The sequence below is a fragment of the Ruminococcus sp. YE71 genome (assembly GCF_900119155.1).
Lineage (GTDB): Bacteria > Bacillota > Clostridia > Oscillospirales > Ruminococcaceae > YE71.
In genome coordinates, this window is sequence record NZ_FPIR01000008.1 from 1 (window position 1) to 18,589 (window position 18,589).

At 52.6% G+C, this 18,589-nt stretch carries 22 protein-coding genes and 1 tRNA gene; 8 read left to right on the forward strand and 15 right to left on the reverse strand.

What is annotated here, in order from left to right; all coding sequences use genetic code 11:
• A partial coding sequence (locus tag BT142_RS08765) for a transposase (protein WP_175444925.1) occupies positions 1 to 172 on the forward strand: 172 nt, incomplete at its 5' end.
• A gap of 149 nt (positions 173 to 321) precedes the next feature.
• Here the strand turns inward: BT142_RS08765 and BT142_RS08770 are convergent.
• The 4 genes from BT142_RS08770 to BT142_RS08785 are packed head-to-tail and all read right to left on the reverse strand — an operon-like array spanning position 322 to position 3,703.
• On the reverse strand, positions 322 to 1,164 hold the full coding sequence (locus tag BT142_RS08770; protein ID WP_072417824.1) for a DUF3737 family protein: 843 nt from the start codon (positions 1,162 to 1,164) through the stop codon (positions 322 to 324).
• Positions 1,165 to 1,174: 10 nt separating this feature from the next.
• The gene (locus BT142_RS08775; RefSeq protein ID WP_072417825.1) at positions 1,175 to 1,810 is read right to left on the reverse strand and encodes a polysaccharide deacetylase family protein; all 636 of its coding nucleotides are present in this window, start codon (positions 1,808 to 1,810) and stop codon (positions 1,175 to 1,177) included.
• A complete protein-coding gene (locus BT142_RS08780; protein ID WP_072417826.1) occupies positions 1,786 to 2,514 on the reverse strand; it encodes an IspD/TarI family cytidylyltransferase in 729 nt (242 codons plus the stop codon). Before BT142_RS08780 ends, BT142_RS08775 begins: the two co-directional genes overlap by 25 nt.
• A gap of 49 nt (positions 2,515 to 2,563) precedes the next feature.
• Positions 2,564 to 3,703: a ribose-phosphate pyrophosphokinase gene (locus BT142_RS08785; protein ID WP_072417827.1), complete on the reverse strand. Its 1,140-nt coding sequence runs from the start codon at positions 3,701 to 3,703 to the stop codon at positions 2,564 to 2,566.
• Positions 3,704 to 4,040: 337 nt separating this feature from the next.
• On the opposite strand from BT142_RS08785, the gene BT142_RS08790 reads away from it, so the two are divergent.
• Positions 4,041 to 5,189: an alanyl-tRNA editing protein gene (locus BT142_RS08790; protein WP_072417828.1), complete on the forward strand. Its 1,149-nt coding sequence runs from the start codon at positions 4,041 to 4,043 to the stop codon at positions 5,187 to 5,189.
• A 62-nt stretch (positions 5,190 to 5,251) separates the two neighbouring features.
• Here the strand turns inward: BT142_RS08790 and queF are convergent, their stop codons facing one another.
• From queF to queD, 5 genes are read right to left on the reverse strand one after another with little or no spacing between them, the layout of a single operon-like run.
• Entirely contained in the window at positions 5,252 to 5,746 is a 495-nt protein-coding gene (gene queF / locus BT142_RS08795; protein ID WP_072417829.1) for a preQ(1) synthase, read from the reverse strand.
• Between the two features lie 9 nt (positions 5,747 to 5,755).
• Positions 5,756 to 6,433, reverse strand: coding sequence for a 7-cyano-7-deazaguanine synthase QueC (gene queC, locus BT142_RS08800; RefSeq protein WP_072417830.1), 678 nt, complete (start codon positions 6,431 to 6,433; stop codon positions 5,756 to 5,758).
• On the reverse strand, positions 6,430 to 6,999 hold the full coding sequence (gene folE, locus BT142_RS08805; protein ID WP_207645643.1) for a GTP cyclohydrolase I: 570 nt from the start codon (positions 6,997 to 6,999) through the stop codon (positions 6,430 to 6,432). The genes queC and folE overlap by 4 nt, the downstream gene beginning before the upstream one ends.
• A gap of 1 nt (position 7,000) precedes the next feature.
• On the reverse strand, positions 7,001 to 7,666 hold the full coding sequence (gene queE, locus BT142_RS08810; protein WP_072417832.1) for a putative 7-carboxy-7-deazaguanine synthase QueE: 666 nt from the start codon (positions 7,664 to 7,666) through the stop codon (positions 7,001 to 7,003).
• Between the two features lies 1 nt (position 7,667).
• Positions 7,668 to 8,087, reverse strand: coding sequence for a 6-carboxytetrahydropterin synthase QueD (gene queD, locus BT142_RS08815; RefSeq protein WP_072417833.1), 420 nt, complete (start codon positions 8,085 to 8,087; stop codon positions 7,668 to 7,670).
• Positions 8,088 to 8,344: 257 nt separating this feature from the next.
• Between queD and BT142_RS08820 the strand changes: the two genes are divergently transcribed.
• Both BT142_RS08820 and BT142_RS08825 read left to right on the forward strand, forming a co-directional pair.
• On the forward strand, positions 8,345 to 9,400 hold the full coding sequence (locus BT142_RS08820; protein ID WP_072417834.1) for a hypothetical protein: 1,056 nt from the start codon (positions 8,345 to 8,347) through the stop codon (positions 9,398 to 9,400).
• A 201-nt stretch (positions 9,401 to 9,601) separates the two neighbouring features.
• Complete coding sequence (locus BT142_RS08825; protein WP_072417835.1) at positions 9,602 to 10,807, forward strand: RtcB family protein; 1,206 nt, start codon at positions 9,602 to 9,604, stop codon at positions 10,805 to 10,807.
• Positions 10,808 to 10,843: 36 nt separating this feature from the next.
• Here the strand turns inward: BT142_RS08825 and nagA are convergent, their stop codons facing one another.
• From nagA to BT142_RS08845, 4 genes are all read right to left on the reverse strand, one after another.
• Positions 10,844 to 11,971, reverse strand: coding sequence for an N-acetylglucosamine-6-phosphate deacetylase (nagA, locus tag BT142_RS08830; RefSeq protein ID WP_072417836.1), 1,128 nt, complete (start codon positions 11,969 to 11,971; stop codon positions 10,844 to 10,846).
• 69 nt (positions 11,972 to 12,040) lie between these two features.
• Positions 12,041 to 12,116: transfer RNA gene (locus tag BT142_RS08835), tRNA-Lys, on the reverse strand.
• Positions 12,117 to 12,228: 112 nt separating this feature from the next.
• Positions 12,229 to 12,747, reverse strand: coding sequence for a GNAT family N-acetyltransferase (locus tag BT142_RS08840; protein ID WP_072417837.1), 519 nt, complete (start codon positions 12,745 to 12,747; stop codon positions 12,229 to 12,231).
• Between the two features lie 7 nt (positions 12,748 to 12,754).
• Positions 12,755 to 13,948 carry an ATP-binding protein gene (locus BT142_RS08845; RefSeq protein ID WP_072417838.1) on the reverse strand — a complete coding sequence of 398 codons (1,194 nt, stop codon included), beginning with the start codon at positions 13,946 to 13,948 and terminating at the stop codon, positions 12,755 to 12,757.
• A gap of 161 nt (positions 13,949 to 14,109) precedes the next feature.
• Between BT142_RS08845 and BT142_RS08850 the strand changes: the two genes are divergently transcribed.
• The gene (locus BT142_RS08850) at positions 14,110 to 15,240 is read left to right on the forward strand and encodes a zinc dependent phospholipase C family protein (RefSeq protein WP_072417839.1); all 1,131 of its coding nucleotides are present in this window, start codon (positions 14,110 to 14,112) and stop codon (positions 15,238 to 15,240) included.
• A gap of 57 nt (positions 15,241 to 15,297) precedes the next feature.
• Here BT142_RS08850 and BT142_RS08855 read toward each other — a convergent pair whose 3' ends face one another.
• Both BT142_RS08855 and BT142_RS08860 read right to left on the reverse strand, forming a co-directional pair.
• The gene (locus tag BT142_RS08855; protein WP_072417840.1) at positions 15,298 to 16,179 is read right to left on the reverse strand and encodes a cyclic di-GMP-binding domain-containing protein, MshE-related; all 882 of its coding nucleotides are present in this window, start codon (positions 16,177 to 16,179) and stop codon (positions 15,298 to 15,300) included.
• Between the two features lie 2 nt (positions 16,180 to 16,181).
• Complete coding sequence (locus tag BT142_RS08860; RefSeq protein WP_072417841.1) at positions 16,182 to 16,562, reverse strand: response regulator; 381 nt, start codon at positions 16,560 to 16,562, stop codon at positions 16,182 to 16,184.
• A gap of 234 nt (positions 16,563 to 16,796) precedes the next feature.
• On the opposite strand from BT142_RS08860, the gene BT142_RS08865 reads away from it, so the two are divergent.
• The 3 genes from BT142_RS08865 (at position 16,797) to BT142_RS08875 (ending at position 18,548) form a co-directional block, all read left to right on the forward strand.
• Complete coding sequence (locus BT142_RS08865) at positions 16,797 to 17,201, forward strand: DUF3783 domain-containing protein (protein WP_072417842.1); 405 nt, start codon at positions 16,797 to 16,799, stop codon at positions 17,199 to 17,201.
• The gene (locus BT142_RS08870; RefSeq protein WP_072417843.1) at positions 17,198 to 18,070 is read left to right on the forward strand and encodes a DMT family transporter; all 873 of its coding nucleotides are present in this window, start codon (positions 17,198 to 17,200) and stop codon (positions 18,068 to 18,070) included. Before BT142_RS08865 ends, BT142_RS08870 begins: the two co-directional genes overlap by 4 nt.
• Before the next feature lie 76 nt (positions 18,071 to 18,146).
• Positions 18,147 to 18,548, forward strand: coding sequence for a PH domain-containing protein (locus tag BT142_RS08875; protein ID WP_072417844.1), 402 nt, complete (start codon positions 18,147 to 18,149; stop codon positions 18,546 to 18,548).
• Positions 18,549 to 18,589 lie beyond the last annotated feature (41 nt).

Below are 18,589 nucleotides of genomic sequence, written 5' to 3' on the forward strand. Positions count from 1 at the left end.
GTTCGGAGTGCTGAAAGAAGATCACGGCTTCAGAAGATTCCTTTGCAGGGGCAAAAACAACATCAAAACAGAGTTCATTTTGCTCGGGCTGGCATACAACATAAAGAAACTTTTTACGAAGATCTCGGGAAACCGACTCGGAATATCTCTTTTTGAACTAAAATCGGCATAAAACCAACAGAACAAAACACCCCCGAGTTCTCTTTTTGAAGAGGGCTTGGGGGTGTGCGCGCTGAAAATGCCTATTTTACAAAGCATTGTATTTGACGGGTTTGATGTGCGGATATTGAGAGGGAGTGCTGATGGTGCAACAGCTCCTTTTTATTTGCTCTTAATTTCTATCGTGGTGCGTTCGGGGTCTGTTTCCGAACTGTCGAGGGTCAGCTCACCGATTCCGTCAGCCCTTATGACGCCGCCCGACGGATTCAGTACGCTGTCCACCGTCCCGACAATGTCCGCGTCAACTGTCGAGAACTCAAACGCGAGGGTCGTATTCGGCAGCCTGCAATTCACCAGCTTCAGATCCTCGATGTAGCAGAAACCCTGCAAGCTCTCGATGGTGCAGTTGATGAATGTCAACCGTTTAGAGTTCCAGCCGATGTACGCGCCCGAGATGGTGCAGTTTTCGGCGGTCACATCCTCACTGTTCCAGAATGCGTCGCGCCCCGTGATGGACGAGTTGCGGATATGTACGTTCTTCACCCCGTCAAAACTGTAACAGCCGTCAAGGGTCAGCCCGTCTATGTCGATATCCGAGCTGTTCATGCACAGATAATCGCCGCACACGCTGACGTTGCGCATGGTGATGTCTGTGCACTCCCAGAGCGTTTCCGCGCCCTTCGGGAAGCTGACATTTTTGAGGTCAACGCCCCTGCATCTTCTGAACCCCTTCTGACCGACGTAAACACTGCCGCGCATGACGATATCGTCGGTATACCACAGCCCTGCACGGGCGTGTTCGCTGAAAATGCAGTCATCTATCTCCAGACGGCGGCAGTACCACAGCGGATACTTCCACAAAAACTCCGAACCCGAGAGGATCACGCCCTGCGAATGTTTGAGCGCCGACTCTCCCACATCAAAACTGCATCCGACAACGCTGATATTTTCCGAGCGGAACAAGGCGCGTTCGTCATTGAACCGCTGATCGCGATATTCGGTCATCTGCTCCTCCTCAGTATAATTCGGTCTTAAAGACATCGCTGTATATTATCGGCAGATCGGCTCTCGGCGTGATACCGTGCGCCGCAAACAGCTCGCTAATCGTGCAAAGCTCATACCCCTGACCGATAAGCTCGGGAACGATGGTTTTCAGCGCATCGACAGTCTGCTGATTGTGCTCCTGATCATGAAGCAGAACGATCAGCCCGTCCCTTGCGGCGCCGAGAACAGCATCCACACGTTCTTTGACCGAAACGCTTGGTTCCCAGTCTCTGCACCCCTCGCCGCAGATAAACGGCAGGTCGATGAGTTCAAACATCCTCGCGTCATAAGCGATATACGGCGGACGGAAAAACTTCGGATGTTCGCCCGTCAGCTCGGTTATCCGCCTGTCGGTCTCGCGCATCTCGGCGAGTATCACCTCATCCGAAAACTTCGTCATATCACTGTGGGTCAGCGAGTGGGAATTGATCTCATGTCCCTCATTCTTCTCGCGTACAACGATATCCGCGGTATCCGCCGTAATATTCTCACCGATCAGAAAAAACGACCCTTTAACGCCGTACTGCCCGAGAATATCGAGCACCTGCGGAGTGATCTCCGCGTCGGGTCCGTCATCAAATGTCAGTGCGATGTATTTCTTGTCCATAATTGATCCTCTTCTAAAAGCATTTCGGCGATGGTCAGGTCGGTAGGAGTTGTGAGCTTGATGTTCCGCTCACTGCCGCGGATAAGCCCAACAGGCAGACCTGCCGAAATGAAAACGCTTGCGGTATCGGTAAGACGGCTCTTCTGTTCATCGGTCAGCGAGCGGTAAGCGATGTCAAGCTTTGCGAGCCTGAAAGTCTGCGGCGTCTGCGCCCGAAACAGCTTTGCGCGTTCGGGAACGCTGTCTATCCTGCTCCCGTCCTCCGAGAAAAGCAGGGTGTCTGTCGAAGGTATGCTGACAGTCACGCCGTCCTGTTCCTTCATGGCGATGATGCTGTCGATTATCTCGCGGCGGCTGACAAAAGGTCTGACACCGTCATGGGTAAGGATGATATCCTCCTCCGTGATACCGTTATCAAGCCTGATCCTCTCGACGATGCGGAAGACTGTCTCGGTGCGGTCTTTACCGCCCTCGATTATCCTCAGTTTCGAGCCGTCAAGCCCGTACTCCGCGCACATTTCGCCGAACTTCTGCACCCATTCCGCGTGAACGCCCACGTAGACCATATCTATCTCACCGCAGGCAAGAAACCTTTCGGCGGTGCGGACAAGCACCTGTCTGTCTCCCAGCATGAGGAACTGCTTTGGTATGTCAAGTCCCATCCTCGAACCCGTACCGCCTGCGACTATAGCAGCGTAGATCATAATATCACCTTCTATAAATAAAGGCGGCACGCAGCCGCCTTTAACATTTTTACTTTTTGTATTTATCGAGAAGAGCAGAGATCTTCTGATGCGGGTCGATAACGTCCGAGATGGACATATCGTGGTTGAGAGTCGCGATGTAGTATGCGATATACTTTGTGCAGTCTACCTCGTGGAACCAGGGAGCCGCCTGAAGTTCGGGAGTGCGGTAGGTGAGGTTAGTACCGAATACAGCGTCGATAGTGCCCTCGGCATACATCTCGTCGAACTTCTTGAGACCGCTTGTGAACATACCGTAGGTAGCATAGCAGAAGATCTTTTTAGCGTTGCGCTTTTTCAGCTCAACTGCGATGTCGAGCATCGACTCACCCGAAGCGATAAGGTCGTCAGCGATGAATACGCTCTTGCCCGCAACGTCGTTGCCCATGTACTCGTGAGCCACGATGGGGTTTCTGCCGTTTACAACAGTAGAATAGTCGCGGCGCTTGTAGAACATACCGAGGTCAACGCCGAGAACGGAAGCATAGTACATATTTCTTCCGATAGCGCCTTCATCGGGAGATACGATCATGAAGTTCTCCTTATCGAACTTGAGCTCGGGGAAGGTGCGAAGCATGGTCTTGAGCACCTGATAGGAAGGCATGATGTTGTCAAATCCCGTGAGGGGGATAGCATTCTGAACTCTCGGGTCATGAGCGTCGAAGGTGATGATGTTCTGAACGCCCATGTTCGCAAGTTCCTGCAAAGCCACCGCACAGTCAAGAGACTCACGGTAGGTGCGGCGGTGCTGTCTGCCGCCGTAAAGGATAGGCATGATAACATTTATACGGTGAGCCTTGCCGCTCGCTGCCTGAATGATACGCTTGAGATCCTGAAAATGATCGTCGGGAGACATAGCGTTCTCCTTGCCGAACATCTTGTATGTACAGCTGTAATTTGCCATATCGCAGATGATGAAAAGGTCTTTGCCGCGTACCGTAGATTTGATGAGACCCTTGCCGTCGCCCGATTGGAAACGGGGGCACTCAGCCTCGATAAGGAAACCCTTGTGATCTTCGGGGATATTGAACCATTTGCGGAAATAGCCGTCGAGCTTTGCACCGATCTCCGATGCGCTCTGCATAGCGATTATGCCGAGAGGCGCCACACTTGTACTGGTGTCAAAGATCATTTTTTCGTTACTGCCCATCTGATAAATCCTCTTTTCTCAGTCATTTCGTCCATTTGGACGCTAATATATCTATATTATACAATATCTGTGCCGAATTATCAAGTGCTTTCAGAAAATTTCATTATTTTTTCTCATTTGTACAAATTAGTAGCAAAAGAGACAGGTCACTTTATTCAAGAGTGGTAAGCATTATGTAACTCACGGGGTTTGAGCTGTTGTACTGTCTCTGTTTTTTCGAGTACCTCCCCGCAGCTTCTCCGTCTGACAGGACTTGCAAATCCTGCCGAAAGGTGCTATAATATAAAATAACAGCCGCGGAGCGCATAAGCTCTGTGGAAAACACGGAGGTATAAACATGACAGAAAGATTATACGATGACGGTTCACTGATGGAGTTCGACGCAAAAGTCGTCTCCTGCACAGAGATAAAGAAAGGCTTCGAGGTCGTTCTCGACAGAACTGCTTTCTTCCCCGAGGGCGGCGGACAGCAGGGCGACGTCGGCAGAATCGACGGAGCCGAGGTCATCGACACCTATGAAAAAAACGGAGAGATAATCCACAAGTGCAAGTCCGCACTCGAAGTCGGCAGCAGCGTACACGGCACAGTCGATGAGCATATTCGCCTCAGAAGGATGCAGAACCATTCGGGCGAGCATCTGCTGATGGGCTTCATCCACGCAAAACTCGGCTATGAGAACGTGGGATTCCATCTCGGTTCGTCGGAAGTCACCCTCGACCTCAACGGCACCATAACCGACGAAGACCTGAAAGAATGTGAGCTGAAAGCCAACGAAGCCATAGCACGCGACCTGCCGATAACCATCACCTATCCCGACAGTTCCGCCCTCGCTTCGATGGAATACAGAAGCAAGCTCGAAATGACCGAGAACGTGAGGATAGTCACTATAGAGGGCGTGGATGTCTGCGCCTGCTGTGCTCCTCACGTCAGCTCCACAGGAAAGATCGGCATCGTGAAGGTGCTTTCGTCCGAAAGCTACAAGGGAGGCACAAGAGTGCATATCCTCTGCGGTCTCGACGCTTTTGAACTGCTCGGTCAGCGTCTCGAAGCGGTCGCCGAGATTTGCAGACTGCTCTCCGCAAAGCCCGAAAAGGCAGTCGGTTTCGTGGAAAAACTGCTGGGCGAGAACAACGAGCTGAAACGCAGGATAGCCGAAGCCGAAAAGGAGAAAGCCGCCGAGATCATCGCAAGCCTGAAAAACGACAGCAGAAAGAGCTTCTGCGTATTCACGAAGGGTATCGGACGCGACGCTCTGCGTGAGGTCGCAAACAAGGCAGTGCTCCTGACCGACGGTATCGCAGGCGTTTTCGGCGAGGAAGAGCAGGGATTCAGCTACATTATCGCGTCCGCAAACGTTCCGCTCAGGGCGAAGTCGAAAGAGATCAACTCGGCACTCGGCGGCAAGGGCGGCGGCTCGGATCAGATGATCCAGGGCAGCGTCACCGCCGACAAAGAAACTATCGAAAAATTCTTCTCGGAACTCTGAAAAAAATAACAGCGTCTCCGCAGACTATCGACTGTCTGCGGAGACGCTTTGTTTTTGCGGAATTATCTGTTGTTGACCTGTTCGGGATAGAGGTCGTGGTGGGTGAGCCTTTCCCAGGCGACCTGCTCCCACTTTGTGCCCGGTCTGCCGTAGTTGCAGTACGGGTCGATGGAGATGCCGCCCCTCGGCAGGAATTTGCCCCACACCTCGATGTAGGCAGGCTCCATCAGCTTTATAAGGTCGTTCATGATGATGTTCACGCAGTCCTCATGGAAATCGCCGTGGTTGCGGAAGCTGAACAGATAGAGCTTCAGCGACTTGCTCTCCACCATCTTCACACGCGGAACGTAGCTGATGTATATGGTCGCAAAGTCGGGCTGACCCGTTATCGGGCACAGGCTCGTGAATTCGGGACAGTTGAACTTCACGAAGTAGTCGCGGTCGGGATGCTTGTTCTCAAAGGTCTCCAGTACCGACGGGTCATAGTCGGTCGGGTAGTTCGTATGCTGATTTCCGAGCTGGGTGATGCCCTCGTCGGTCTTGTTTCTTTCGCTCATATTTCCTCCTTAAAGTGCAGGGTCTGCGATGCCGTTCGCCGCGAATGCTGCCGCACGGTCGCGGCAGGTGCCGCATACGCCGCAGGGCTTGTCGCCGCCCTCGTAGCAGCTCCATGTCAGGTGATAGGGAGCACCGAGCCTGATGCCCTCAGCGACCACCTGTGCTTTGTTCCATGTCACGAACGGCGCTTCAACACGCAGCTGTTCGCCGCTTCCGAGATATATCGCGGTGTTTATCGCATCGTTGAACTGTTCGCTGCAATCGGGATAGGCGTTGCCTGCCGCGTCGTCCGAATGCGCACCGTAGTAGATGACCTCGCAGCCGTTCGAGAGCGCGATGCTCGCCGCCGACGAAAGGAACAGTCCGTTCCTGAACGGAACGTAGGTCGAAACAGGCTTGCCGTCGGTCACGGCGAGCTGCTCGGCGTAGGATTCCTTCGGTATCTCTTCGCTGCTGCCTTTCAGAAGCGAGCAGTCGGAATCCGCGAATATCGCCGCAAGGTCGAGAGTCCTTAGTGTGACGCCGTAATGTGCGGCGACGGCTCTTGCGGCTTCAATCTCCTTCGAGTGCTTCTGACCGTATGAGACCGACAGAGCCATGACCTCATCCGAGCCGTATTTGTCAACAGCAATCGCAAGACAGGTAGTGCTGTCAAGTCCTCCGCTGAAAAGTACAAGTGCTTTCATTTTACGCCCTCCATCAGCTGTCTTTGCAGGTCGCGGTCGGTAAGGAACTCGCCGAAGTAGGTCTGCGAGATAGTCCTTGCCGAAGTGTTTTTGATGCCGCGTGCGGTCATGCAGCTGTGTGTGCCTGCGATGACGACGCCCACATCGGGAGTGCCTGCCGCCTCCATAAGTATCTCCGCGATATCCGCGCCCAGCTTCTCCTGCAATTGCAGACGCTTTGCCGCCATCTCGCAGATGCGTGCTATCTTGCTGAGCCCGATGACTCTGCCGCGGGGTATGTAGGACACGTTCACCGACATATCGTACATAAGCGCCAGATGATGCTCGCAGTAGGAGAAGACCTCGATATCCCGCACAGTCACGGGTCCCGAACTGTAGGGCGCGTCAAAGGTCTTTCCGAACATCTCGGCGATCTCGTGATTCGTGTAGTTTATTCCCTCGAACACCTCGTTATACATCCTCGCGACGCGTGCGGGTGTCTCCGCAAGACCCTCTCTGTCGGGGTCCTCGCCCAGCGCGATAAGAATGCCCCTGATGTGTTCCTCTATCGCTTTTGTATCTATCATGTCAGACTCCTCTCGCATTCGGGTCCCAGATGAACTTGTGAAGCTGCAATTGCAGCCTTACTTCACCGAGCCTATGCTCTTTCATGAACTCCACCATATCGGCAGGCTCTATCATGCCGAACACGGGGCTGAGATATATCTTTCCTTTCGGGCGGTAATCCTCAATGACCTTTGCCGCCCGTTCCAGGTCTTCCGCCGAGCCGCAGACGAATTTGAGCGTGTCGCAGTCCCGCAGCTTCGGCAGGTTGTCAAGGCACATCCTGTTCTCCATGCCGCTTGAGGGCAGCTTGTAGTCCATAGTGAACTCCGCACCGCTTTTCATCACATCGTCACCAAAAGCTACCGAACCGTTGGTCTCGATCTCGACCCTCATCCCCAGAGCGCACAGCCCCTTGATGAGTACACAGATGTTCTTCTGTAAAAGCGGTTCGCCGCCAGTGAGGGTAACGTTCTTCATCCCATCGTCAAAGGCTTTTTTCGCCGTCTGCAATAACTCATCAAGAGTAACTGCCCTGTGAGGCGCGTCGGGGGGATTCGCCCATTTCGTATCGCACCATGAACAGCTGAGGTTGCACCCCGTGAAACGCAGAAAGAGCGCAAGTTCACCTGCGTGCTGACCCTCGCCGTTTATGCTCACAAAGCTTTCCGCAAGTCTGAAACTATCCATGTCACACCTCGTAGCAAGCGCAGTTGTCGGGTGTCTCGTAAACGGTCACCCGCGAGACGGGAAGTCCCTGACGGGTCAGCTCTTCGTAAAAGAGCTTCGCAAAATTCTCCGCAGTCGGACGGCAGGAAATCTCGATCCGTCTGAAACCCTCACTGTCGAAAGCCGCGATAGTCTCGGGTCTGAGGGTGCCCACTTCGTGGATAAGCGCGTGGTCGTAGCTGTCGCAAAGCCTGCGCACAGCCTTTTTCAGGTCGCCGAAATCTATCACCATACCGCGCTTTTCGCCGCCCTCGATAAGTTTTTCCTGCGACACTTCCACTTCAACGATCCAGTGATGACCGTGGATATTCGCGCACTTTCCGTTGTATCCCGAAAGAAAATGCGCACTGTCGAAGGAAGCCTGTGTTTTAAGTATATACATTTTTCACTCCATAAAAAAACTGCCTGCTCTCGCAGACAGAAGTGTACAAATCGACCTCATATCTGCCCTGGTTTTGTTTATCGACAGGATGGCGCAAACGAACTGTCGGGCGGTAACCGCCAAATGAAATTATAGCACACTGTTTTTTCCAAGTCAAGCAAAGACATGATTATTCACATTTTTTTTACAGCGAATACGGATAGATGACCCGCCCCCGCGCATAATATGAAATATCTGAGTAAACGGAGGTAATACTTATGTCTGAAAAATATTTTCTCGGAGCTGTCTGCGGCGGAAAGTTCAGGACAGAATTCCCGCAGATGCTGTCGGATGAAAACTGCTTTACTTACATCCTCAAAGGGGGCGCGGGAACAGGGAAGTCCTCGCTGATGAAGCGTGTCGCCGAGCATTTCGAGCACGACTGCCGCGTTCAGCGCTGGTACTGCTCGTCCGACCCCGATTCTCTCGACGCTGTTGTCATCCCCGAACACCATGCGGCTATCTGCGACGGAACAGCTCCCCACGTTTTCGAGCCCGTCTACCCGGGAGTGAGTCAGCAGTACATCGACCTCGGCAGATTCTGGGACAGAGCCGTCCTCAGCCGTGACCGTGCGAAGCTGACCGAAGCCGCCGATGCGAACAAGGCTTTGCTTGCAAGCTCTTCGCGCTACAACGAAGCGGCGTCGGTCATCTTCACCGATACGCTCCGCATCGGCGAAGCCTGCCTTGACCGTGCAAAGTCCGAAAAACTCACCGAAGAGCTTTCCGACAACCTGTTCAAAAGCAAAAAGGGAAGCGGCGGCAGGCTGTTTTTCCGCAGGCTGACCGCACTCACGGGTTCGGGAGTCATCACCCATTACGAAACGGCCGCCGACTGCAAAACCGTGTACCTTCTCCGCGACGAGCTGTCCGCCGCATCCGACGCCCTGCTGAAAAAGCTCGCGGATCTATGCGTGAAACTCGGTTTCGACGCGGTCGTTTCGCCCTCTCAGCTTGTGGACGGAACTTATCAGCATCTTGTCATCCCCGAGCTTTCGGCGGCGTTTTTAAGCGACACGGGAACTGAACCGCCGTTCAAAGCTGAACCTCTTGAGCTGACGCGGCTTTATCGCCCCGACAAACTCACCGAAATGTCCGAGCGCATAGCCATAAACAAACGTTTCGCAGAAAAACTCTCGGAAGAGGCCTCACACCTGCTCCGCGAAGCAAAGGCAGTACACGACGTGCTCGAAAGTTTCTACATCTCCGCGATGGATTTTTCGGCGGTAGACACTCTGACATCACGCCTTATCAGCGAGATAGAGAAGATGTAATTTGTGAACTAGTGGCAAACATTTATCGTGAATTCTATTAACTGCTTGACAAGTCGGGTCAGGTAATGTATAATTATTGAAACTTAGTTCGGCAAACTAACGGAACAGATGCGCGATAACAGACGATCTTTTGCGGCACAACTTGCTGCGGTCGTCCTTTCGCACATTCTGTTCTTTTTTTTACAGAAAGAAGGAGATAATATGCTGGAATTACAAGGCAAGTACGCAACGTGCAAGGTTTTCACCGACGTGATCGACGAAAAGGCAGTCGCGCAGATAATCACGCTGCTGAATCAGCCGATGGCAGAAGGGCAGAGCATACGCATCATGCCCGACGTCCACGCAGGTGCAGGCTGCACTATCGGTACGACTATGACCATAACCGACAAGGTCGTTCCGAACCTTGTGGGCGTGGACATCGGCTGCGGAATGGAGACGGTAAAGCTCAGAGAAAAGCACATCGAACCCATGAAGCTCGATAAGCTGATCTACGAGAAAATACCCTCGGGCTTCAACATCAGAAGCAATACCCACCGATTTTTCGACGAGATCGACCTGACCGCGCTTTACTGTTATGACCATATAAACCCCATCAGAGCGGAGCGCAGTCTCGGCACCCTCGGCGGCGGGAACCACTTCATCGAAGCCGACAAGGGAAGTGACGGCAGTATCTACATTGTCATCCACTCGGGTTCGAGACACCTCGGCGTCGAGACCGCATCATACTATCAGGATCAGGCATACAAGCGGCTCAACGGCAGTTCGCAGAAGGACATCGACGCTCTCATCGCGGAACTGAAGAGCACGGGCAGGCAGAAGCAGATAGAATCCGAGCTGACAAAGCTCAAAAACACCAAGCGCACAAGCGTCCCGAAGGAGCTTGCCTACTGCGAGGGCGACCTGTTCGAGCAGTATATCCACGACATGAAGATAGTTCAGCAGTTCGCGATGCTCAACCGCAGGGCGATGATGGACGAGATCATCAAGGGCATGGGTTTCCATGTCGAGGAGCGTTTCACCACCATCCACAACTACATCGACACCGAAAATATGATACTCCGAAAGGGCGCGGTATCGGCGCAGGCAGGGGAAAAGCTGCTTATCCCGATCAATATGCGCGACGGCAGTCTCATCTGTGTCGGAAAGGGCGACCCCGACTGGAACTGTTCCGCTCCCCACGGCGCAGGCAGGCTCATGTCCCGAACGGAAGCCAAGCACAGCTTCACCGTGTCCGAGTTCAAAAAGCAGATGTCGGGCATCTACACGACGTCGGTAAGCTCATCCACCCTCGACGAATGCCCGATGGCATACAAGAGCATCGACGACATCGTCGGCAACATCGGCGGAACGGTGGAGATCACGGAAATTATAAAGCCGATCTACAACTTCAAGGCGGGCGAGGAATGAGCCGCCTTTCGGTCGTGATCGGCTGATATGCGTAACTCAGATAACGCGGCGGATGGAAAGATCACCCTTGTCAAGCAGGAGAAAACGGGCTTTCTTGCCGACTTCGATGCTACCGTAACTGCCGTCGATACCTATCGATCTGCACGGATTTATCGTTGCGGCTTTGACCGCACTTTCGAGGGGGATACCGAACTCCACTGCCTTTTTCAGGCAGTCGTACAGACTGCTGGCGCTCCCTGCGAGAGTTCCGTCTCCGAGGACTGCTTTTCTGCCGTGCTTTATGACGCGGTGACCGCCGAGGGTGTACTCACCGTCGGGCATCCCGACCGCTTCCATGCTGTCGCTGATAAGCACTATCCTGTCGCCGCCGAACAGCCTGAACGCGGCTTTCACCGCCGTCTGCGAAAGGTGAATACCGTCGCAGATAAGCTCGGCGAAGCACCGCCCGTCATCAAAAGCCGCCCCGATGACGCCCGTATCTCTGTGATGAAAGGGCGGCATGGCGTTGAACAGGTGAGTCACATGGTCAGCACCCGCTTCAAAAGCCTTTGCCGCGGTCTCGTAGCCGCAATCGGTGTGACCCACAGAAAAGTGGAACTTCCCCGACAGCTCCGCGATAAGCCCGAGCGCACCGTCCGTTTCGGGCGCTATCGTCACAAGCGAGATAAGACCGTCGGCGGCAACCTGCCAGGCCATCAGCTTTTCGGCTGATGGCTTTTGTATGTATTCGGGTTTCTGAGCGCCGCATTTTGCCTTTGAGATGAACGGTCCTTCAAGGTGTATGCCCACAAGCTCGGAGCCTCCGTCAGAGGAATGGCGCTTCCTGTATTCAGCGGCATTTTTCAGGATAGAAGTCAGCCTGTCCTCGGGCAGGGTCATGGTGGCAGGGCAGAATGAAGTCACCCCCCGGCTGTATTCAAAAACCGAAATAGCGTCGAGAGCTTCAAAGTCACCGTCGCAGAAGTCGTGTCCTGCACCGCCGTGAAGATGTATATCCGTAAGCCCCGGCAGAACATAGCACCCCGAACAGTCGATGACGTCCGCATCTACGCACGAGAGCCCGCTCCCGACATTTGTGATAACACCGCCCTCCGAAACAACATCCGCATCTTCCCGAAAGCCGCCGTCAACAAAGACAGTGCCGCCCTTTAATATAGTACCCATCCGATTCCGCCTCACAGAAAATAATGAAAAAAGCCCTGAAACCGCAAAGCGCGTTTTCAAGGCTTTTTCTGGTGAGCTATCGGGGATTCGAACCCCGGACCCTTTGATTAAAAGTCAAATGCTCTGCCGACTGAGCTAATAACTCATGCACTCATTTGTGCTATAATATTATAGCACATCAGACCGCCTCTGTCAACCACGAACAGAAAACTTCGTCAATATGCACAAGCCGCAACCATCGTCAGGGCATCAAACTGTCATATCATCTTACCGAAAATGTAGTCTTCCGCAACAAAACCCTCGCCGATATCTCTGTCAAGCTCGTCGATAAGGCGCATACCCTTGTGCTTGTAGACGGATATAGCGTGTTCATTCTTGCGGTTGACGTACAGCTTTATCAGCTCAAAGCCGTTCGCACGGGCATACTTGCGTATCTGCTTGAGTATCAGCGACGCAAAACCCTTATGACGGATGTCAGCCAGCAGATACATCTTCGAGATGAAAAGATAGTCCTTGCCGTAAAGCACATCATCGCTGCGCTTCTCAAAAGCGTAGTAACCCACGGGCAGACCGTCGATCTCGATCATGTAATACTCGGTGCCGTTTTCAAGCTGTTCCTTCAGCGATTCAAAGCTCTGCAAAGTCCTGACCATATAATCGATCTGCTGAGCGGGCAGGATCTTTCTGTAGCATTCGTGCCATATCTGGTCTGCGAGCACGGCGACGGTGCGCAGATGCTCGTCGGTCGTACACTTCTTGTATTCAAGTGTCTGCATACACGTATCAATCCTCCATACCTTTCAGATATTCAATGAACTGTTTAGCCACACGGGGCGAACGTCCTGCGCGTGCGAGTGCGAAAGCCTCCGCCTGCTTGCGGACCTCCTCGATAGGCATCTTTACGCTGTACTTCTTCGCAAGGTCATCGACAACGCTGAGATAGTTCTGCTTGTCGGGCTTGACGAAGGTAACGGTCAGTCCGAAGCGGTCGGACAGCGAAACGAGCTCCTGCATCGTATCCTTGAAGTGAATCTCGTCCCCCTTGCGGGCGGAGAAGGTCTCACGGATAAGATGGCGGCGGTTAGAGGTCGCGTAGATGCAGATGTTGTTCGCAGACGAAGCAACGCTTCCTTCGAGTATTGCCTTGAGCGCCGCGAAATCGTCGTCGTCCTCGGTGAAGCTGAGGTCGTCGATGAAGATGATGAATTTCAGCGGATTACGGCTGATCTGCTTGACGATGTCGGGGAGTTCGTGGAGCTGTTTCTTTTTCAGCTCGATAAGACGAAGCCCTCTGTCGGCGAAGTCGTTGGCTATCGCCTTGACTGTAGAGGATTTGCCCGTGCCGCAGTCTCCGTAAAGCAGAACATTGTTCGCAGGCTTGCCCGAAAGCAGTGCGAGGGTGTTGTTGATGACCTCGCCGCGCTCACGCTCGTAGCCCGAGAAATCCGAGAGCGAGATGCTGTCGGGATACTTGACGGGAACTATCTCTCCGTCCTTCGAGACGAACATATGGAACTGCGCGAAGATACCGTATCCGAAACGGTCAAGACCGTGGATGCGGTCGGCGTAGGTCTTTGAGAAATCGCACGCCGAGGTGCGGTATCTCGGCAGGAAACCGTCGTAGTCTATCCTGTCGAGCAGTTCATCGCAGGGAATAGTCGCAAGCTGTTCGAGCAGATAAAGCTCATTCGCAAGGCATTCGTCCAGCAGTTCGCCCGTAGGTCTGCCCTCCGCACGCTTCACGATGTAAAGATTCTCGCTCTCAAGCACGCTTTCGAGGACATACTCCGTAAGGTCGTCGGTCTCGCTGTACAGCCCCTCCACAAAAGAGCAGTAGCCTGTCACAGCTTTTTCGGTATCGCCTTCTTCGATGTAACCAAGCGTTTTTATGAGTCCTGCGATAACGGGATCATCCAGCAGACCCCTGAAAATAACGGGCGTTCTGCACGCTTCGGCGATAGTTTTGATGTCTGTCATTTTCATACACTTCCTTAATGTCTTTCAGTAAAGACTTATATGTATATTATACCACATCGATACGATGATTGCAAGTGCTTGACAAAACGAATATAATGTGATATGATAGAAATGTCTTTGCAGACGCAGATCTGCAATATCGTATGGAGGAAAAATCAAGCATGAAAAACATCTTAGCTCTGCTTCGTCCCGAACGCGCTCACGCATGGGCAAAGCAGACACATCTCGACATTACCGAAAACGCACTGGCACTTATCGAAAGCGAAAAGAAGCAGAAGCTTATAGCTTTGACCAAGCCGTATAAAGATAAGATACTCAAAGGCAGCACCGACCCCGACCGTGAGGGCGATATCGACAAGGGTCCCGGTACACATTATTATTCATCCGCAAGCCCTAAAGGCAAGGCGTTCGGCAAGACCGAGGGATACTATCCCAACCGTCTCGGCAACGTGGCGAAGAGCGCCCGCACCATGCTCGAAGACAACTACACCTGCGCCGTGAACCTTTACAAGAACGGCAGGGAAGCCGAGGGTCTCTATTATCTCGGCAGAGCCATCCACTTCCTTGAGGATATGAGCAACCCCGCTCACACCGCTTCGATGAAGTTCGAGGACAAGGCGACCAATCCCCACAAGGCTTTTGAAAAGCACGCCGTGAACATCGCAAAGCGCTACACCGCACAGCAGTTCGACAAGCGTCTTATCAAGACCTTCTCGGGCGACAGCTTCGAGAATGCGGCAAACAAGCTCAGCGAGACCGCGAACAAGTTCGCTCCCTCTATCACGGGTCTCGACCCGAAAGCCTTTGAGGAAGCCGTAAAGAATATGGTGCCTGTTGCCGTTCAGAACGTCGTTGCTCTTATCAACCGTTTCTGCGACGACTGCGCAAAGGACAACGCCAACTACCTCATCGACGGCATGAGCTGCCACATCAGATGCGAAGGCACGGGACTTATCCTCACTCAGGAGACAAAGGGCGTGATCCTCGACAAACTCGACCCTAAGCGTGAAAAGCCCCAGAAAATGACGCTCATCCTCGCTGATTCGGGCACCTTCGCCATCCGCGTACCCGACGGTCAGTTCCTTTCGGGCAACCTGAAGAACCTCGACACTGTACTCGGCGAAGCGCAGGGCGAACAGTTCCGTTTCACCGCACTGGGCAAGAACCGTTTCCGCATCAGCCCCGAAGTCACACGCTACGAGAAAGTGCTCGCCTGCACCAAATCGGGCGGACTCGTGCTGACCGAGCTCGACCCCAAGGACAAAAATCAGGTCTGGATCATCAATAAGTAAAACAACAAGGGCACCGCGTTGAATGCGCAGTGCCCTTTAATTATTCGTTTACCGTATTCAGAAAGAGATAGCGAAAGCGACCTCACCGAATGTGAACTGAACGGGGATAAGGAAGGTCTCGCGTCCTATCTCGCAGGGGTCGCCCTTTGTGAAGGCAAGGGGAGTGAGCGAGATCTCGGTACCGCTCTCGTTCGATTCGTTTACGGCGTACAGACCGTTGCAGACATTAAGGAACTCGGCAACGCTCGCGTCATCGAATTCAGGGTCGGCAACGTAAGCGTCCTTCGCGAAACGCTTTGCAAAAGTCCTGTACTCATACTCGCCCGTAGCGATAACGGTCACGCCCGAGTAAGCGCCCGTGATGTCCTGACGGACAGTGCGCTCTGCCTCGACGCTCTTGACTATCTCCGCCTCAAGCGGAGTGAAGTCATCGCCGATGAATCTGATAAGGCTCTTGAAAAGGAGCGTAGCGTAGCTGGTATAAAGACGCGCATTCGCCGCAGTCCCGAAATGGAAGAACTCCTTTACCAGCATACCCATCTTGTCGTTGCTCTCGGCATTGAGATCCTCGTCTTCGATGGAAAGGTCCTGCTTGTAGGTGTTGATCGCGGTCTCGAAATCCGCATTGGACAGAACGCCCATATTCACGAGGGTCTGACCCAGCAGCAGATAGTCGGTAGGCTGCTTTGACAGCAGTTTTTCAACGTCCTCGGCAGCGATGTATCCCAGCTCGACCGCAAGATCGCCGAAACGCTTGTCCACCGTCTGCTGAGTGACATTTACGATCTCGACCTGTTCGGATGTCATAAGACCCTCATTGATAGCCAGAACACCGAGTCTCATACGGGTGTTCTTCTTCTCGTCGAGCGCCTTTGCGAGCTGTTCTTTGGTCACAAGACCGTTATTGAGCAGAAATCCTCCGAAAAACTGTGAAAACATTATCAGATCACTCCCTTCGCAACGTTCTCGATGGTCTGCTTGACCTGATCGTTAGAGATAGGCTTCTGTAAGAAGTCGGTGGCACCTGCCTTGATGGCAGCCTTGAGGTGGTTCTGAGTGCCGACGGACGAAGCCATGATGACCTTCGCGTCAGCATCGATCTCGCGGATCTTTGCGAGGGCGTCGATACCTGTAACTACAGGCATTACGATGTCCATGAACACAAGGTCGGGTCTGTGCTCGGAGTACGCTTCGATAGCCTGCTGACCGTCAGCGGCCTCGAATACGTTCTCGATACCCATAGATTTGATAAACATAACAAGGCTTTTGCGTGCAAACATGGAATCGTCGCATACAAGTACCTTCATCTCTTCTATCTTCATAGTGGTTACCTCCAAAATGTTAATGATCTCTCTATTTATTTTAACATAAAATGAATTTTTTTGCAAGTGTTTTTTGAACAATAATCATGGTCGATTTACACAATTTTTTACAAAATTGCTGTGCAGATTGCTGATTGTTTTTGTTATATTGATTATTGAATTGTATTTGCCGATAATGTATAATTATAAATATAGTACAATTCCGACACGAAAGGGAATATAAGGAAATTATATATGAAAGCAAGAATAAAAAATACTGCCGTGAAAAAACTGCTCGCAGTCGGGCTCACTTCCGAAAATGAAGAGCAGATAAGAACGGTATGTGCAGAGCTCGGCGCGGCGCTCATCGCCGCTTCGGCTGAGGACATGGATAAATGCCCTGCCGAGCTTTTCGGCGAGAACGCTTATGCCGACGACCCGAACGGTGAGACCGCCGTGCCGCCCGAGACAGAGATGCTGATGTTCGCAGGCTTTGACCGCCGACAGCTCGACGACGCACTCGACCGTCTCAAAGCGGCAGGGGTACGCATCCCGTTGAAAGCGGTCTATACACCTCACAACCGCCTGTGGAAGCTCTCGCACCTCATCGGTGAACTCCGCCGTGAACACGAATACATGACGAAAGGCAGACAGCCATGAAACGTCTCAGCACTCCTCACGCCAAGGGCATCGTCTGCTTAGTGCTGTCCGCGTTCTGCTTTGCGTGGATGATCACCTTTGTGCGGCTCGCAGGCGACCTGCCGTCGGGACAGAAAGCCTTTTTCAGGAACCTCGTTGCGCTTTTCTTTGCTCTCTTCCTGCTGAAAAAAAAGCACATCCCCTTTAAAGTCCACGACAAGCACAACATCCCCGCGCTCCTCATAAGGGCGGTCATAGGTGCTTTGGGCGTTCTCTGCAATTTCTACGCGGTCGATCATCTTGTGCTGTCGGATGCGTCCATGCTGAACAAAATGTCGCCGTTTTTCGCGGTGCTGTTTTCGTTCCTGTTTCTCGGTGAAAAGCTCACGCTTTTTCAGGGCATGACGGTGCTGACCGCATTCATCGGCAGTCTGTTCGTCATCAAGCCCTCGTTCACCGATATGTCCGCGATGCCTGCGTTTATCGGGCTTATAGGCGGCATCTGCGCGGGCGCGGCTTATGCGGCTGTGCGCTACTGCGGAAATCACGGCGAACAGGGACCTTTCATCGTGGCGTTTTTCTCAGCCTATTCGACGCTGTTTTTCCTGCCGATGTTCATTTTCTCCTATCAGCCGATGACGACAGCACAGGTACTCTGCCTGCTTATGGCAGGGCTTTCGGCGGCAGGCGGACAGTTCGCCATAACAGCCGCCTATACATACGCTCCTGCGCGTGAGATATCCGTCTGCGACTACACACAGCTCATATTTACCACGGCTATAGGCTTTCTGATTTTCGGAGACCAACCCGATCCGCTCAGCATTATCGGCTACCTGATAATTATATCGACAGCCTTTGCATCATTCAAATATAATCAAAAACGCACTTGACAAAACCGCATTATAATGTTATAATTAACAGGTAAAATATACGTTTCCAAATATTCATAAAGAAAGGATGATAACAATGGCAAAAGCATCATTCTCGTATCTCTGGACAGATAAGAAGCGTACCCTCTTCGGCCTTCCGTGGTCGTTTACGCGCTACTATATCACCGAAACCAAATTCATCACACGCACGGGATTTCTGAGCGTTCAGGAGGACGAATTCGAGCTGTACAAAGTCACCGACAAAAAGCTCGTTCTTCCGCTTGGTCAGCGCATGGTGGGCTGCGGTTCTATCGTTCTGCATGTCAAGAACGATGTGGACACCCCCGTCAAGGAGATCAAGTCCATAAAGCATCCCCGCGAAGTCCTTGAGATACTCGACAAGCAGATCGACATGAACCGCGATAAGTACAACATCCGCGGAAGAGATCTCTACGGTTCCGAGCATCATCACGGCGACGATTTCGATCCCGATATGTGATACATACAGAATAGATAACAACGGGCGCACTGCCTTTGCTT